The 14,712-nt window shown below is 61.4% G+C and carries 13 protein-coding genes; 3 read left to right on the top strand and 10 right to left on the bottom strand.

The window, feature by feature from the left end:
* Window positions 1-111 precede the first annotated feature (111 nt).
* Window positions 112-882 carry an IclR family transcriptional regulator gene (locus RE4_RS01695; protein WP_060938243.1) on the top strand — a complete coding sequence of 257 codons (771 nt, stop codon included), beginning with the start codon at window positions 112-114 and terminating at the stop codon, window positions 880-882.
* Here RE4_RS01695 and RE4_RS01690 read toward each other — a convergent pair.
* Window positions 879-1,817, bottom strand: coding sequence for an AraC family transcriptional regulator (locus RE4_RS01690; protein ID WP_021345772.1), 939 nt, complete (start codon window positions 1,815-1,817; stop codon window positions 879-881). The two genes, RE4_RS01695 and RE4_RS01690, sit on opposite strands and share 4 nt — an antisense overlap.
* Window positions 1,818-2,092: 275 nt before the next feature.
* Between RE4_RS01690 and RE4_RS01685 the strand changes: the two genes are divergently transcribed.
* Window positions 2,093-2,662 carry a flavin reductase family protein gene (locus RE4_RS01685; protein WP_019745631.1) on the top strand — a complete coding sequence of 190 codons (570 nt, stop codon included), beginning with the start codon at window positions 2,093-2,095 and terminating at the stop codon, window positions 2,660-2,662.
* A gap of 11 nt (window positions 2,663-2,673) precedes the next feature.
* On the top strand, window positions 2,674-4,302 hold the full coding sequence (locus RE4_RS01680) for a 4-hydroxyphenylacetate 3-hydroxylase family protein (protein ID WP_020971036.1): 1,629 nt from the start codon (window positions 2,674-2,676) through the stop codon (window positions 4,300-4,302).
* 186 nt (window positions 4,303-4,488) lie between these two features.
* Here RE4_RS01680 and RE4_RS01675 read toward each other — a convergent pair whose 3' ends face one another.
* The 9 genes from RE4_RS01675 to RE4_RS01635 are packed head-to-tail and all read right to left on the bottom strand — an operon-like array spanning window position 4,489 to window position 14,614.
* Window positions 4,489-5,379 carry a phytanoyl-CoA dioxygenase family protein gene (locus tag RE4_RS01675; RefSeq protein ID WP_020971037.1) on the bottom strand — a complete coding sequence of 297 codons (891 nt, stop codon included), beginning with the start codon at window positions 5,377-5,379 and terminating at the stop codon, window positions 4,489-4,491.
* 10 nt (window positions 5,380-5,389) lie between these two features.
* Window positions 5,390-6,265, bottom strand: a complete 876-nt coding sequence (locus RE4_RS01670) for an NAD(P)-dependent oxidoreductase (RefSeq protein ID WP_020971038.1) — start codon at window positions 6,263-6,265, stop codon at window positions 5,390-5,392.
* Window positions 6,266-6,270: 5 nt separating this feature from the next.
* A complete protein-coding gene (locus RE4_RS01665) occupies window positions 6,271-7,752 on the bottom strand; it encodes a flavin-containing monooxygenase (protein ID WP_019745635.1) in 1,482 nt (493 codons plus the stop codon).
* A 15-nt stretch (window positions 7,753-7,767) separates the two neighbouring features.
* Complete coding sequence (locus tag RE4_RS01660) at window positions 7,768-9,252, bottom strand: aldehyde dehydrogenase family protein (protein WP_060937870.1); 1,485 nt, start codon at window positions 9,250-9,252, stop codon at window positions 7,768-7,770.
* Window positions 9,249-10,739 (bottom strand): amidase, encoded by a 1,491-nt coding sequence (locus RE4_RS01655; protein WP_232816851.1) that lies wholly within the window; start codon window positions 10,737-10,739, stop codon window positions 9,249-9,251. Before RE4_RS01655 ends, RE4_RS01660 begins: the two co-directional genes overlap by 4 nt.
* On the bottom strand, window positions 10,726-11,484 hold the full coding sequence (locus tag RE4_RS01650) for a gamma-glutamyl-gamma-aminobutyrate hydrolase family protein (protein ID WP_029256441.1): 759 nt from the start codon (window positions 11,482-11,484) through the stop codon (window positions 10,726-10,728). The genes RE4_RS01655 and RE4_RS01650 overlap by 14 nt, the downstream gene beginning before the upstream one ends.
* The gene (locus RE4_RS01645) at window positions 11,462-12,547 is read right to left on the bottom strand and encodes a Zn-dependent alcohol dehydrogenase (protein ID WP_029256442.1); all 1,086 of its coding nucleotides are present in this window, start codon (window positions 12,545-12,547) and stop codon (window positions 11,462-11,464) included. The genes RE4_RS01650 and RE4_RS01645 overlap by 23 nt, the downstream gene beginning before the upstream one ends.
* 20 nt (window positions 12,548-12,567) lie before the next feature.
* Window positions 12,568-13,947 carry a glutamine synthetase family protein gene (locus tag RE4_RS01640; protein WP_019745640.1) on the bottom strand — a complete coding sequence of 460 codons (1,380 nt, stop codon included), beginning with the start codon at window positions 13,945-13,947 and terminating at the stop codon, window positions 12,568-12,570.
* Entirely contained in the window at window positions 13,940-14,614 is a 675-nt protein-coding gene (locus RE4_RS01635; protein ID WP_097386755.1) for a hypothetical protein, read from the bottom strand. The genes RE4_RS01640 and RE4_RS01635 overlap by 8 nt, the downstream gene beginning before the upstream one ends.
* Between the last annotated feature and the right edge of the window lie 98 nt (window positions 14,615-14,712).

Raw genomic sequence — 14,712 nt, 5'->3', positions numbered from 1 at the left:
TTTGCGTACATCTGTTACGCTGTGCGTACGCTTGTACTGTGCGCCCAGTCACAAGGTTTGTCAACCTTCGAGGGCACTGATCAGGCATACCCGCAGATGAGAGGTCATTCCGTGAGCGAGAACGATCGCGATTACATCCAGAGCATCGAGCGTGGATTCGCTGTGCTGACGGCCTTCGACGAGAAGAACCCCAACCCGTCGCTCGCAGATCTTGCCGCCGAAACGGGCCTCTCCCGCCCCGCGGTCCGACGTATCCTCCTCACCCTGCAGAAACTCGGATACGTCACCGGCAACAACAGTCGGTGGTCGCTCACCCCGCGCGTTCTAAGCATCGGCCAGCACTTCTCTGCATCGCATGCCCTGACCGAGGCGGCGCTCCCCCGCCTGCTGGAGATCGCAGAACACACTCACGAGTCGGCGTCGCTGGGCGTGCTCGACGGCGTCGACGTGGTCTACGCCGCGCGTGTACCCGTACGCCGGATCATGAGCATCAACGTCAGCGTCGGTACCAGAGTGCCTGCATATGCGACCTCCATGGGCCGCGCCCTGCTAGCTTGGGCGCCAACCGAAATCGTCGACAAAGTCATCGCGAACTCCACGTTCGACGCCCTCACACCCACCACGATCACCGACGAAGGCGCATTCCACACCGCACTTCGAGTGGTGCGCGAGCAGGGTTATGCACTCACGTCCGAGGAACTGGAAGACGGCCTGATTTCCCTCGCCGCCCCCGTCCGCGACGCCGGCGGAAGCGTCGTCGGTGTGGCAGCGTGTTCTACCTCGGCCGGACGCACAACCCCGGAAGCCTTTCGCACCGACGTCGCACCGTTCCTCGTCGAGAAGGCGAATCAGCTCAGCGCGGACATGGGGTACCGGAGCTAACTTCTCAATACTTCGGAAGGCAACACACCGTACTTACGCCGAAAAGACGACGCGAATCGTCCGGTGTGCGTAAAACCCCATCTCACAGCGACATCGGTGACCGTCGTCGAGTCGTCGGCATCCACCAGATCTGCGTGGACCCGCTCGAGGCGGATGTCGAGCAGGCATTCCGACGGACTCCGGCCCACGTACTGCCGAAATCCCTCCTGCAATCTCCGTACGCTGACGCCCGCCACCTCGGCCATCTCTGCTGCGGTCCACACGCGGGCCGGGTCGTCGTGCATCTCGTCGAGCACCCGCTTGACGATGCGCGGCCTGGCGTGTCGCACCGCGTCCTCACTTTCGGGCATTGCAGCGAGGACGAATGCCGTGACCACGGCACCGGAGAGCTGAGCTGCCACCAGTTCGTTGTGCAGCACGCCGACCGGGCCGAGGATCTGATCCGACAGTGAGCGAACAAATTTCAGCCATCTGGCTCCGTCGTCTCCCCGAAGATCCACCTGATCAGGCAAGTGCATTCCGGGCCGGCCAAGTACCTTCTCCATCTCGCGGTCGAGGTACTGACGGTCCATCCGGACTCCGACAATTTCGCAGTCCGCGCTCCACCGCGTGATTCTTGTGGTGATGTCGGGCGGACACACCGTCGCAACGCCCTCCGTCGAGAGCACGTGCGAGCCCGCGAACACCGACTCGAGCTCGCCCGAGAGCGGGATGTTCACCCCGTAGGCACCGGGATGCTCGGATTCGACCGCGACGTCTGCTCCCCATCGAATATGAGCGATCCTCAGCGGTCCCAACTCGGCGGTGCACACCCCGACTCCGCTGGCCGCGTGCCGTGACAACGGCGTGAGCGTGTGCGGAAAATAGGCGTCCGAAACCGCATCACACGCCTCGTCCCAGTCGCGGGGAGCTGTACCGATCATGGAGTCGACCATCGCCCTTCTTCACCTTCCAAACCCGTGACCAGCCACATTGCCGAGCATGAGCGCTGAACATCATTGAACACTGTGTCCCCGGTCACTTCCAAGAGGAAACGGATACAGACTTCGATCGGGTGCGCAATCCGGATAGACACCGCGCTGTACGGATCGACCGAACGCCGCGCTCGCCGTACGTTCGTCTTCACTCCCGGCGCGAGTCGTCCAGCACCTCCGCCTCCCGCACTTCGCGGCACCCTCACTCACCAGCCATCCGACAAGGAGGTCCGGTCATGGAACAAAATCAGCTTCGAGGCATCTTCGGCCAATTCGCCAGCGGCGTCACCGTCATCACCTGCACCAACGCCGACGGTCAGCCACACGGAGCCACCGTCACCGCATTCACGGCAATCTCGCTGGAACCACGCCTGTGCCAGATCACGATGACTCGCAAGTCCAAGGCGTGCGGCTACCTCGGCAACGCGCCGTTTGCCGTCAACATCCTTGCCGCCGACCAAGTGGACACGGCCATGCATTTTGCCGGCCGACCGCAGCGCACCGAACCGAAGTGGATCGACGGACCGACCGCTCCCCTGCTCGACGGCGCCGCAGCAACCATCTCGTGCGTCCCGTGGAAGGAGTACGACGGTGGTGACCACATCATCTTCATCGGTGAGATCGTCGATGCGCAGTCGAGTGGCAAGGATCCGCTTCTGTTCTACCGAAGCACTTTTCACGACCTAGGCGCCACCTCGTCGACCACAGTCTGGAACGGCAGTCAGGACGACCCCCACAGCGGATGGTTCGACGCCACCACTTCCTTCACCCCGATTCATCTTCAGCCCGCACCTCAAACGATCTGAAAGGCTTTGCCATGACGACCACCGAAATTCCTCCCACCGGCGTCGACCCCGCAGATTCCGGAGCGCCACAGGTCAATCCGGCCGCCGACAGCGAAGCCAACCGCACGAAGAACTTCGCCACCCGGCCGATGACGGGCGACGAGTACATCTCGAGCCTGCAGGACGGTCGCGAGATCTGGCTTCACGGTGATCGCGTGAAGGACGTCACGACGCACCCCGCGTTCCGGAATCCGATCCGCATGACCGCAAGGCTTTACGACGCTCTGCACACGGGCGAGCACGTGGACGCCCTGACGGTTCCGACGGACACGGGCAACGGCGGTGTCACCATGCCGTTCTTCCGCACACCGACGTCGTCGGCCGATCTGCTCAAGGAACGCGACGCCATCGCGACGTGGGCACGTATGACCTACGGCTGGATGGGCCGCTCCCCCGACTACAAGGCAAGTTTCCTGGGAACCCTCCACGCCAACAAGGAGTTGTACGCACCGTTCCAGGACAACGCCGAGCGCTGGTACCGCGAGTCGCAGGAGAAAGTTCTGTACTGGAACCACGCGATCATCAATCCCCCGGTGGATCGCCAACTTCCGCCGGACGAGGTCGGCGACGTCTTCATGAAGGTGGAGAAGGAAACCGACGCCGGATTGATCGTCAGCGGTGCCAAGGTGGTCGCCACCGGATCGGCGATCACCAACTACAACTTCATCGCTCACTACGGTCTGCCGATCAAGAAGAAGCAGTTCGCCTTGATCTGCACGGTACCGATGGACGCTCCGGGTGTGAAGCTGATCTGCCGCACCTCGTACACCGAACATGCTGCGGTGATGGGCAGTCCGTTCGATTACCCGCTGTCGAGCCGCATGGACGAGAACGACACCATCTTCGTCTTCGACAAGGTGCTGGTTCCATGGGAGAACGTCTTCATGTACGGCGACGTCGACCGGATCAACGCATTCTTCCCTCAATCGGGTTTCCTGCCGCGCTTCACCTTTCAGGGCTGCACTCGCCTGGCCGTCAAGCTCGACTTCATCGCCGGACTGTTGATGAAAGCACTCGAAGCCACCGGCGCTGGCGGCTTCCGCGGAGTTCAGACCCGTGTCGGCGAGGTGATCGGGTGGCGAAACCTCTTCTGGTCGTTGACCGAATCGATGGCACGCGATCCCGAACAGTGGGTCGGCGATTCGGTGATCCCGAAGCTCGAGTACGGCCTCACCTATCGAATGTTCATGATCCAGGGGTACCCGCGGATCAAGGAGATCATCGAACAGGACGTGGCGTCAGGCCTGATCTACCTGCCTTCGAGTTCACTCGACTTCAAGAGCCCGGACGTGCGTCCGTACCTCGACAAGTACGTTCGTGGTTCGGACGGCATCACCGCCGTCGACCGGGTGAAAGTCATGAAGGCTCTGTGGGATTCGATCGGCACCGAGTTCGGCGGGCGCCACGAGCTCTACGAGCGCAACTACTCCGGCAATCACGAGAACGTCAAAGCGGAACTGCTGTTCGCAGCCCAGAATCGTGGACACGCAAGTTCCATGAAGGGACTGGCCGAGCAGTGTCTGAGTGAATACGACCTCGACGGCTGGACGGTCCCTGACCTCATCGGCAACGACGACGTCTCGTTCTTCAAGAACCGGTAGCTCACGCGGCACGAACACTGCACCCTTGGTCAGGACTAGGCAATTGCCTAGTCCTGACCTGAGACACACGATGTCAAGGTGAATCAGCTGGAGTACGCCCATGACGGATATGTTTCTCGATTCGAAACCCAGAAACTACTGTGCGAGTTGGGTTGCGGGTGGCAAGCGACGTGCAGGATCGAGGGTTCAGCGGGCAGTCGGGAGTTCGACGGCGCCGTTTTCGAGGAGAACGTGTGCGTCGATCATCTGACCGCCCCGTTCGACGTAACCCATCAGGTTCGCTCCGGACCCCCAGCCGAGCAGTCGCTGTACCTCTTCGGAAAGATCAAGCAGTTTTTCACGCGGGATTGACAGGTATTGGTTCTCTTCCTGACGTAAGCAGGCGAGGTCGAATGCCATCGTCAAGCCGGTCCGTGGCGCCTCGGACGAGTTGTTACCACCGCCGTGGTACGTAGAACCGGTCCAGATGAGGGCAGCACCGGCCCGCATCACGGTCGGCGCCGCTTCGGCTTGTTTCGGGCCTCGTTGGTCGTCCCACCGATGGCTTCCGGGTATGACGAGGGTGCCGCCGTTTTCTGCTGTGAAATCGCTGACCGCCACCATGATCTGCAGTCGGCCCTCGCGTCCGTAGTCGGGGTGGCGCCACAGAAAGCTCGTGTCGTCTCGATGGAGACGCTGGGCACCCTGCCCAGGGTGGATTTCGATTGCCTGAGTGACACCGATCTGGATATCAGGCGTGATTTCGATCTGGTCGTCTCCGACCCAGACGGACAGGGGCACCTGAAGGATCTTCTTGGCGGCCCCGTAGTAGAGCGGGTGGAGCGCGATCTGGGGCATGAGGTCGATCCGACCGAACAGCCCTCCTGCTCTTCGCGTTTGGGTTCCGGCGAAGAATTCGTCTTCTCCGTAGCCGGTGCTTTCAAGGACGGGGCCAAGTTGGGCGCGCAGCTCGTCGAGCTGGGGGGTGTCGAGGAAATCTTCGACGATGACACCGCCGTCGCGGTGGATCACGTCGACGATCTCGTCGACTGTTGTTGTCGAGGGCAGGGCGGTGAGGTGATTGGCCATGGTTGTCATTGATGTCTCCTTAGATTGCGGATTGAGGGTTGGCGGAGAGTGTTTCGATTTGGGCGAAGATGCCCTTGTCCCCGTGCCCGGCTGCGCATGCACGTTGCAAGTTGTCGAGATTCGCCGTCATCAGAGCGGCGCGTTGGCCTGCTCGCTGCATCGATTGTTGCCAGGCTTCTACTGCGGCTGCGTATACGTTCAAGGTTGCCTGATCGGTCTCGTACTCTCCGGATTCGAACGCTTTGAGTGCTTCGTGAAGGAGTTCGAGAAGTTTATCGGTCCACAGGTGCAAACTGTGGCGCATCTCCGCGATCGCGACGTCCTCGGACCGCACGTACGCTGCTGCTTCGTGGAAGGCACCGAGCGCGACGTTGAAGAATGCGCCTGCCATGGCCGCGTCGATCACGTTGGCGGCACCGGGACGGGCTCCGACATATCGTGATTGGGCGGCGATGGGTGTCAGAAGGCTCTGGACGTCCTCCCACACGTCCTCGTCTCCGGAATAGTTGATCCCTGAACTTTCGGTTCCGATGTCCTCCGGGTATGCAGCTATGGCTCCGTCGAGGTACCGAGCGCCTCGCCCTGCGATCCACTCGGCGAACTGGTTCGCTTCCTCCGGCGTACCGGTTGCGGTGTTGACGATGATTTTTCCGGCAATCGAATCTGCTTCTGTAACGACATCTTTGGCGATCTCGTAGTTCAGGAGACTGATGACGATTAGCGGGCTGGCCGCAATCGCAGATTGTGGAGATTCGGCGACTGTAGCTCCAGCCGCAGCGAGGGGTAACGCTCTGTCGGCGGTTCGATTCCACACCGTCACCTTTGTCCCGCTGCGTATGAGCGCCTGAGCGAGAGCTGTTCCCATCAAGCCGGTGCCGAGTATTGATACGTCCATGTTGTTCATCCTTTGCCTGTCGTCAGTGCATGGAAGTCGGACTTGCGGAATAGCCTGGTGCGCAACCAGTATTCGATTGTGCTGGCCGGCCACAGGGTGTCGATTCGACCGTCAGCGGATTGATACCAGCTGTCGCAGCCACCCGATGCCCATACAGTTCGGCGCATGCGTTCTTGGGTGGCGGCGTAGCTGCCTGTCTGGACGGTGCGATCGAGTTCGAGGGCAGTGATACTTTTTCGGCGCATGTACTGCACTGCCGAAGCGATGTATCTGGCTTGTGCTTCGATCATGAAGATGATCGAGTTGTGACCGAGACCGGTATTCGGGCCGTTGAGGAACCACAGGTTCGGGAACGCGGCGGATGCAAGCCCGAGCTTTGTTGCGGCGCCCTCGCGCCAACTGTCGGAGAGTTCGACTCCTTCGCGGCCGAATACTTTCATCGGTGCCAGGAAGCTGGTTGCCTGGAATCCGGTCGCGAAGATCAGGGTGTCGACTTCGTGTTCCGCTCCCTCTGAGTCAATGATCGAATGCGGGCGGATCTCGGAAACCCCCGAGGTGTTCAAGTGCACATTTTCCCGTTGCAGCGCGGGGTACCAGTCGTCGGATATCAAGCGACGTTTACAGCCAGGATCGTAATCTGGGGTGACCTTCTGCCTCAAGTCCGAATCCGGCACTTGCTGTTGAAGATTGGCGAGCGCCTGGGATCGGTACTGTTCGACGAGTTTGCGATTTCCGAGGAAGGCGCTGGCGAGCTTTTCGAATGCCCAGTAGGTCCGCCATCGCAGCCACCGTTGACGATAAGGACGCCGTGAGAATCTTTCGCGGGTGGCGGGCGACAGCGCGGCATCACCACGTGGCATGACCCAGTTGGGTGATCGCTGAAACACATGCAGGGTCTCGGTGTGCGGGGCGATTTCGGGGACGAACTGGATCGCACTGGCGCCGGAACCTATCACCGCGACACGCCTTCCCGACATGTCGAGGTCATGTCGCCACTTGGCGGAGTGGAATGCGGCACCCTCGAATGATTCCAGTCCGGGTAGCTGCGGGATGTACGGATTACTCAAGCCCCCTGAGCCGTTGACGACAACGGCAGCCGTCACTGATTCGCCGGATGCGAACTGGATGTTCCACCGGAGCCGGTCCTCGTCGAACCGCATTTCGGAGACCTCGACACCGAAGCGGATGTGCGGCAGCAAATCATACTGCGCAGCAACAGATCTGAGATAGTCGAGCAGTTCCGACCATGGCGGGAAGATACGGGTCCAGTTCGGGTTCTGAGCGAAGGAGTAGGAATACAACACGCTGGGCACATCGCAGGCTGCCCCTGGGTATGTGTTGTCGCGCCAGGTTCCGCCGACATCGTCGGCGCGTTCGTACAGGACGAAGTCGTCGATGCCCTTCTTCTTCAGTTCGATCGCCATGCACAGCCCGGAAAACCCGGTTCCGATGATCGCGATGTGGCCGTCGTTGACCCGTGATGACATGTGCTGTGCCTTTGTTCAGAGATGGATCCACGTCGACTTCGTCGACGTGAATTTGTCGAGTGCATGGATGCTCTTGTCCACACTGTGGCCTGAGAGTTTGCGACCGCCGAAGGGGACGGAGAGATCCCCTTCCTCGTAGCAGTTCACCCAGACAAGACCTGCGTCGATTTCGCGCGTGAGCCGGTGGGCTCGTGTGAGATTCGACGTCCACACCCCCGCTCCGAGACCGAACGGTGTGGCGTTAGCCAACCTGACGGCGTCAGCGTCGTCAGTGAAACGGGTGACTGCGAGGATCGGTCCGAAAACTTCTTCGAGGAACAGGCGGTGCTCGGCCTGAACATCGGTGAACACGATCGGATCCAGGTACGCCCCCGAACCTGCTCGTTCCTGCAGCGAACCGTGGGCGAGCGTTGCGCCTTCTGTGTGAGCAGTTCTCGCGTGTTCGAGGACGTCCGCGCGATGCGCCCGACTCGCGACGGGCCCGATGTGGGTATCGGGATCGAAAGGGTCACCGACAGTGCAGCGCTTGATTTCCGAAACGACCTCGGCGACGAATTGATCCGCGATCGTTTCCTCGACCAACAAGCGAGCACCTGCAGTGCACATCTGTCCGGCGTTGAAGGTAATTGCCCACGCCACGGTGCGCGCTGCAACGGCGAGGTCCGGAGCATCGGCGAATACCAACTGTGGGCTCTTGCCGCCGAGTTCGAGATGCACGGGTTTCGCATTCGACTCACCCGCGTAGATCAGCAGCTGTTTGCCGACGTCCGGTGATCCGGTGAAGGTGAGACAGTCGACGCCGTTGTGGCGAGCAAGGGCAGCTCCGGCCTGTCCACCGCTACCTGTGACAACTTGCAGCACGCCGTCGGGAAGTCCTGCAGCCGAACCCAGCTGAGCCAAGCGAAGCAAGGACAACGGTGACTGTGTAGCGGGCTTGATGACCATGCTGTTGCCTGCAAGCAACGCAGGGGCGATTTTCCAACTACTGAGAGTGAGTGGGAAGTTCCATGGGGTGATCGCCGCGACCACCCCCACCGGCTCACGGCTCACCAACACGACCGCATCGATCAGGCCGCGTGGCGACTCGTCGTAGAGTTTGTCAGCCAGTTCTCCATACCAGCGGAAGGTGTTCTCGACGGCGCGCAGCTCGATATCACGTGCCATCTGGATCGGCTTACCCATCTCGAGTGTGATGAGCGCAGCGAGTTCGTCGCGGTGCTCGTAGACGAGCTCTGCCCACCGCTGCAGTACCGCACCACGCTCGCGCGCACTGATCCTCGCCCACCGGCCATCGAGAAACGCCGCGCGAGCACCTTCGACGGCTCTGTCGACGTCGGCGTGAGTGGCCAGCGGGACACTGGTTACGACGGTGTCGTCATGCGGGGACAAGACATGGTGGCGCTCACTCCCGTCACCGTTGAACCATTGACCGTTCAGCCACATAGCCGATGGCGCTTCGATTGACGTCGCGAATCGTGTCCATTCCTCGCGGGTGTTCATGTGCGTTCCGTTTCCGAGTAGAGGGTCGGCATTTTTTCCGTTTCTGGGAGGAGCGGCTTGCCGGCATGAATCGGTGGGACGCGGCCTGCCCATGGGACGGCTTCCTCGAGTTGCGCGGCCACGGCAAGCAACAGATCGTCACGGCCGGGAGCTGCGGCGAGCTGCACTCCGATCGGCAGTCCGTCACACATTCCTGTGGGCATGGAGATAGCCGGTTGGCCCGTGACGTTGTAGATGGCAGTAAAGGGCGAGTACTTCGCCAAGGTGTCCACCCACTCGCCGGCGGTGATACCCCGCCGGTTGGAGGCGAGTTCGCCGACGTGCCAGGCGGTCGTCGGTGTGGTGGGCGTGAGAGTGAGGTCGAAGAATTCGAAGAAGCTCGCCGTGCCACGGGTCAGGTGATTCTGGTAGCGGCGGGCGCGGGCGATGTCCGCCCATTCCACGGTGAATCCGTGACGAACCATGGCGGCAGTCGAGCTCTCCAGCGAGGAGTACATGTCCTCGATGGCGCGTACTCCGGTCAGTGCGCGCATGGACTCTGCGATCGACGCAGACCAGAAAGTGAGATTGAGATCCCGAAACAGTTCGGGGTCAACATCTGGTGCCGCAATCTCGACGTGGCCGCCGAACTGTTCGAGCAAGCGCGCGATGCGCATCACCTCGGCTGTCACGGCGGGGTCCGCAGCGTGACGACTGCCAGGTGATTCGGTCGACACAGCGATCCGGAGGCCTTTCGGTCGCCGGCCGACTGCTCGGCTGTAGTGGCCGGGGCTTCGACGCGGCTGAAAGTACCGGTCCCCCGGTGCGCTGCCGTGCACTACGTCCATCAACGCGGCGGCGTCGCGAACTGTCCGGGTGACCGCGAACTCAGTCGTGAGGCCGAAGAGCGGTTCATCCGAATCCGGGCCGGGTGGAACGAGCCCGCGGGTCGGTTTGAGTCCCACCACCCCGCACAGTGCGGCAGGGATTCTTATGGATCCGCCGGCGTCGTTGGCGTGCGCCCACGGCAAGGCCCCGGCGGCAACGAGCGCCGCGGAGCCACCGCTGGATCCACCGGCGACCCGCTGTGGGTTCCAGGGGTTGCGGGTAGGACCGTTCACTGCCGATTCCGTCGTTGCGCTGAATCCGAATTCTGGTGTGGCAGTGCGACAGGTCACGGACAGTCCGGCAGCGCGCCACCTAGCCATCAGATCGGAGTCACGTGTGGCGATATAGCCTGCGGTTGCTGCGCTACCGTTCTCGTTCGCTATCCCCGCCGCAGTGCACAGGAGATCTTTGAGCGCGAACGGAACTCCGCTGAAAGGACCGGATGTGGAATACGTCGGTGGTGGGTCGAGTGGAGGACCGACGGTGGCACCGAGGTGCGTGTCGACGTGGGAGATTGCAGCTAGTGCGGCTTCGCGCACTTCAGCAGGGGTTACTTCTTTCCGGTCGAGTCGACATTTCAGATCCGTGGCGTCCATGTCCGAGTATTCATGCAACTCCATCGAGCACTTCCTTTCGCGCGAGAGCGACCTGGACCAACCAAGCGAAGACGGGGTCCTTCCGGCGCCATTCCGGATGCCATTGGACGCCGACGATCGGTCTCCCGCGCATCTCCACCGCTTCGACGACACCGTCCGGAGCCCACCCGCTGGGAGTGAGGCCCGGGCCGAGCCGGTCCACTGCTTGGTGGTGCAAGGAGTTGACCTCTACGTGTGCGCCGTATATCTCGAACACCGTCGAATCAGTGGCGATCCGTACGGGGTGGGTCTCCTCGGCTATGCCCAGTCCTGGTGACTTGTGGTTGATGTCTATGGTCGGAAGATCAGGCACGAGCGTGCCTCCCAATGCCACATTCAGCATCTGCATCCCGCGACAGACACCCAGCAGTGGAGTACCGAGTTCTACTGCACCCGATATTAATTCGATCTCATACGCATCTCGACGCGGGTCACTGTCCGGGTCGGTGGGCGCGGCGTCGATACCCAGTGTTTCGGGGTGAACATCCTGCCCACCAGAGATGACTATTCCGTCGAGCCGCTCAATCAGGTCGATTCCGCTTGCCTCATAGGGAATTTGGACGACCAGGGCGCCTTCGGACGACAGCCGGGTGGGAAAATCGGAGTAGTGCATGTCGAACTCGAGATGGCGGTACCGAGGTTCGACGGCCAGGCGTTCCGCGCTCGAGCGCCGACCGGTCACTCCGATCAATGGGCGACGCGCACGCTCAGGCGAATTCGACGACGACACGATTCACCCCTCCTTCACGAAGCGCTGCGATTCCTGTGTTGATCTCGTCGAAGGGGACTCGCAACGAGATCATCTCGTCGAGTTCGAGTCGGCCCTGGACGTACAGCTCGGCCAATCGCGGAATATCGGTCGGGAATTGGTTCGACCCGAGGAGGGAGCCTTGCAATCGCTTCTCCTGGAAAAACAATTCCGACGCCGTGATCCGCAGCGGCTCGTCATCAGGAACCATGCCGAGGACCGTGGCCACTCCGCCGGGAGCGAGCATCGAGAATGCCTGCTCGACAGTGACTCTGCGGCCGATCGCCTCGAATGAGTAGTCCACCCCACCCGGACACAACGCGCGTACGGCGTCGACGGGCTCGATCTCAGCCGCGTTCACTGACGCAGTCGCCCCGACTCGAAGAGCCTGATCGATACTTCGCTGGTCCACATCGATCGCGATGATCCGGGCCGCGCCGGCTAGCCGGGCGCCCTGAATTACCGAAAGCCCCACGCCTCCACAACCGATGACGGCAACCGACGACCCTGGTTCGATGCGAGCACTGTGCCAGACCGCCCCGACGCCGGTGATGGTGGCGCACCCGAGCAAACTCGCGCGATCGAGAGGTACCGAATCGTCGACGCGGACGACGCTGTTCTCGTGCACGAGCATCTGTTCGGCGAATCCACCGATGCCACCCATTCGTCCCACTGCGCGCCCGGCCTTGGTCGTCAACGCCGGCTGGGGCCGCGAGCGGAGGCGGGAATGATTGGAGCAGAGGGTGAGTCGACCTGCAATGCAGTATCGGCATCGGCCACAAAAAGCTGTCATGCACGTCACGACGTGGTCGCCAGGCGCTACAGCCGTGACGTCTGACCCAACCGATTCGACGATGCCCGATGCCTCGTGACCGAGCACCTCCGGAAGTTCTGTTCGCCAGAGCGCGTCCACGTAGTGCAGATCGGTATGACACAGCCCGACGGCTGCTGTACGTATGCGAACTTCTCGAGGTCCGGCCACGTCGATGTCGAGTTCTTCGAACTCGAGCCGACCAGGGGCAGCGTTCAGTATTGCTGCTTTCATCTTCAGACCTGTCCTCGTTGTCAGACGTGCTCGAAGTAGCGTTCGAGCTCCCAGTCGGAGACTCCTGCGGCCGGGTCTCCCCCAGTGGTGAAGAACTGCAACCATTCCCACCGGCGCGTGCCGATCCAGTACTCCACCAGCTCTCGCCCCAAAACCTCCGTCAGGTTTACATCGCCACTCAATTCCGCGATCGCTCGAGAGAGGCTGGCTGGCAACTTCGGGGTTCCCGGCGGCAATCCCCAGGCCATGACGGTGCATTCGAGGCCAGGATCGCTGTGATCGCGCAGGCCGATCAGACCGCCGGCAAGGAACGATGCCATCGACAGATAGATGTTCACGTCCGCCGAAGGGACGCGATACTCGACACGAGAGAGCTTCTCGGTCGTGCAGACGGCTCGAACGGCCGCACTCTTGTTGTCAACACCCCACGTGACGGTGGTGGGAGGTCCGTCGAATTCTGCGATTCTGCGGTATGAGTTCACGGTCGGATACTGGAAAGAACTGGCCGCCGCCATTGTGTCGAGGACGCCACCGATGAAGTTCCGCATCGTCTCCGACGGGCGCGAGGGCTCAACTTCATCGAAGAAGGCGTTCCGTCCGTCCTGTTGAAGCGAAAGGTTGATGTGAGCGCCCTGCCCGAACTGGTCCGGCGACCACCGAGCCATGAAGGTGATGGTGCGACCGTGCTCGTAGGCGACTTCCCGCATGATCTGCTTCGTTCGTACGTACCAGTCCGCTGCGGTGAGAATGTCGGTCGGTGGGAGATTTACTTCGATTTGGCCGTGCGCGGACTCGTCTGCCCAGCCTTCCCAAGGGATTCCGGCCCGTTCGATGCGGTCAGCTATTGCGTCCATGAGCGTCGTGTAGTCCCGTGATCTGCTCAACAGGTAGATCGCGCCCTGGGTACCGCCGAGTGGATGCAGGTTCGTGAAACGCTGTTCGCGGGCCTGCTCGATCGACTCTTCGAACACCGTGGCCTCGATCTCCACGGCCGCCTTACCTGTAAATCCAAGCTCGGCAAGCTCTTTGACCACACGTGCGAGCGTGGATCGCGAACACACCGGAAGCGGTGCCCCGTGTTGATCGACCAGATCACACATCACCGTGGCGAGACCTGGTAGTGATGCGTCGGTTGACAGAGTCGTAAGGTCGGGACGAAGGAAGACGTCGTGCATCTCACCGCGCCAATCACCGAAATCGAATCCGAGCTGAGCGGTGTTCCCGAGATCGACTGCGAGGGCGATATCAGCGAATCCCCAGCCCGATTGCGCTCCGGACTCAAACTTTTTGGGTGACAGATGTTTTCCGACCAAGGCACCATCCAACGTCACGGTTTGTGCGCGAATCGTGCGAACGGAATTGTTGCCGATCCATTCACCGAGGTTCGTCGTGTCAGACATGGAGGACCGCCTTCATTGATGCTCCCGCGACGACCGACAATTGTCGGTTCGTGCCTTTGATGTAGAACTTCCCTGCGCGCAGGGAATAGACGAACAACTCGAAACCCGCTAGCAGTCGACGTAGATCCATCTCGAGCCCGTGAATTTCATACGCATCCGTTGTCGGCCCCACGTGCACGGCTGCGCCCGTATCGAGAGCAGCCAATGACAATCCGGGCATTCCAGGCAGGCCCGAAGCTTTCTCCCAGAATTCACACGCTGCGATGTCCAGCGTCGGTGGCTCTGGTTCGATAAGAGGGGTTAACGCGGCAACATTCGCAGTGCCCGCCAGGGGCTCGTCCTCGGATATCGCCAGTTCGTCGACGCTGATTCCGACAACAGGAACTGTCGACCCCTCGGGGCTACTGACGTGCACGCCGGTTGCTGTTCGAGTCAATCGCGCGCTTTGCGGATCACTGGTCGACTGCAGGTCGACCTCGGGGGGCATTACCTCGAGAGCTTTCCTGCCTGAGTCGGAATCGAGAGCAACGCGCAGGCGGGTCACGACAGCTCGTACCAACGGGGGTGGGTCGAACTCCATCGTGACGGCGACGTCGGGCGCACACCGGGTATGGGATTCATCGGGTCGCGGTGGATCTGTATCCACCCGCTCTCGGATGTCGGTCATGGGGTGGTCCCTCCAGTTTCGGGGCATGGGGCAAGCGATTTGGTTGCGCGTCAGAGAGACGCGGTTTTGTGCGATGTCGCAGCTCTCGCCCTGGTGTG

Origin of the sequence: Rhodococcus erythropolis NBRC 15567, from assembly GCF_001552595.1 — a bacterium.
GTDB classification, from domain to species: domain Bacteria; phylum Actinomycetota; class Actinomycetes; order Mycobacteriales; family Mycobacteriaceae; genus Rhodococcus_F; species Rhodococcus_F erythropolis.
The sequence above is the reverse complement of the archived record's forward strand: the minus strand, read 5'-3'. Positions and strand labels throughout refer to the sequence as shown.

Bases quoted from the DNA above. Each gene is read 5' to 3' on its own strand.
- RE4_RS01690 (WP_021345772.1), bottom strand. From the start codon at position 1,817: ATGGTCGACTCCATGATCGGTACAGCTCCCCGCGACTGGGACGAGGCG.
- RE4_RS01685 (WP_019745631.1), top strand. From the start codon at position 2,093: ATGGAACAAAATCAGCTTCGAGGCATCTTCGGCCAATTCGCCAGCGGC.
- RE4_RS01680 (WP_020971036.1), top strand. From the start codon at position 2,674: ATGACGACCACCGAAATTCCTCCCACCGGCGTCGACCCCGCAGATTCC.
- RE4_RS01675 (WP_020971037.1), bottom strand. From the start codon at position 5,379: ATGACAACCATGGCCAATCACCTCACCGCCCTGCCCTCGACAACAACA.
- RE4_RS01670 (WP_020971038.1), bottom strand. From the start codon at position 6,265: ATGGACGTATCAATACTCGGCACCGGCTTGATGGGAACAGCTCTCGCT.
- RE4_RS01665 (WP_019745635.1), bottom strand. From the start codon at position 7,752: ATGTCATCACGGGTCAACGACGGCCACATCGCGATCATCGGAACCGGG.
- RE4_RS01660 (WP_060937870.1), bottom strand. From the start codon at position 9,252: ATGAACACCCGCGAGGAATGGACACGATTCGCGACGTCAATCGAAGCG.
- RE4_RS01655 (WP_232816851.1), bottom strand. From the start codon at position 10,739: ATGGAGTTGCATGAATACTCGGACATGGACGCCACGGATCTGAAATGT.
- RE4_RS01645 (WP_029256442.1), bottom strand. From the start codon at position 12,547: ATGAAAGCAGCAATACTGAACGCTGCCCCTGGTCGGCTCGAGTTCGAA.
- RE4_RS01640 (WP_019745640.1), bottom strand. From the start codon at position 13,947: ATGTCTGACACGACGAACCTCGGTGAATGGATCGGCAACAATTCCGTT.
- RE4_RS01635 (WP_097386755.1), bottom strand. From the start codon at position 14,614: ATGACCGACATCCGAGAGCGGGTGGATACAGATCCACCGCGACCCGAT.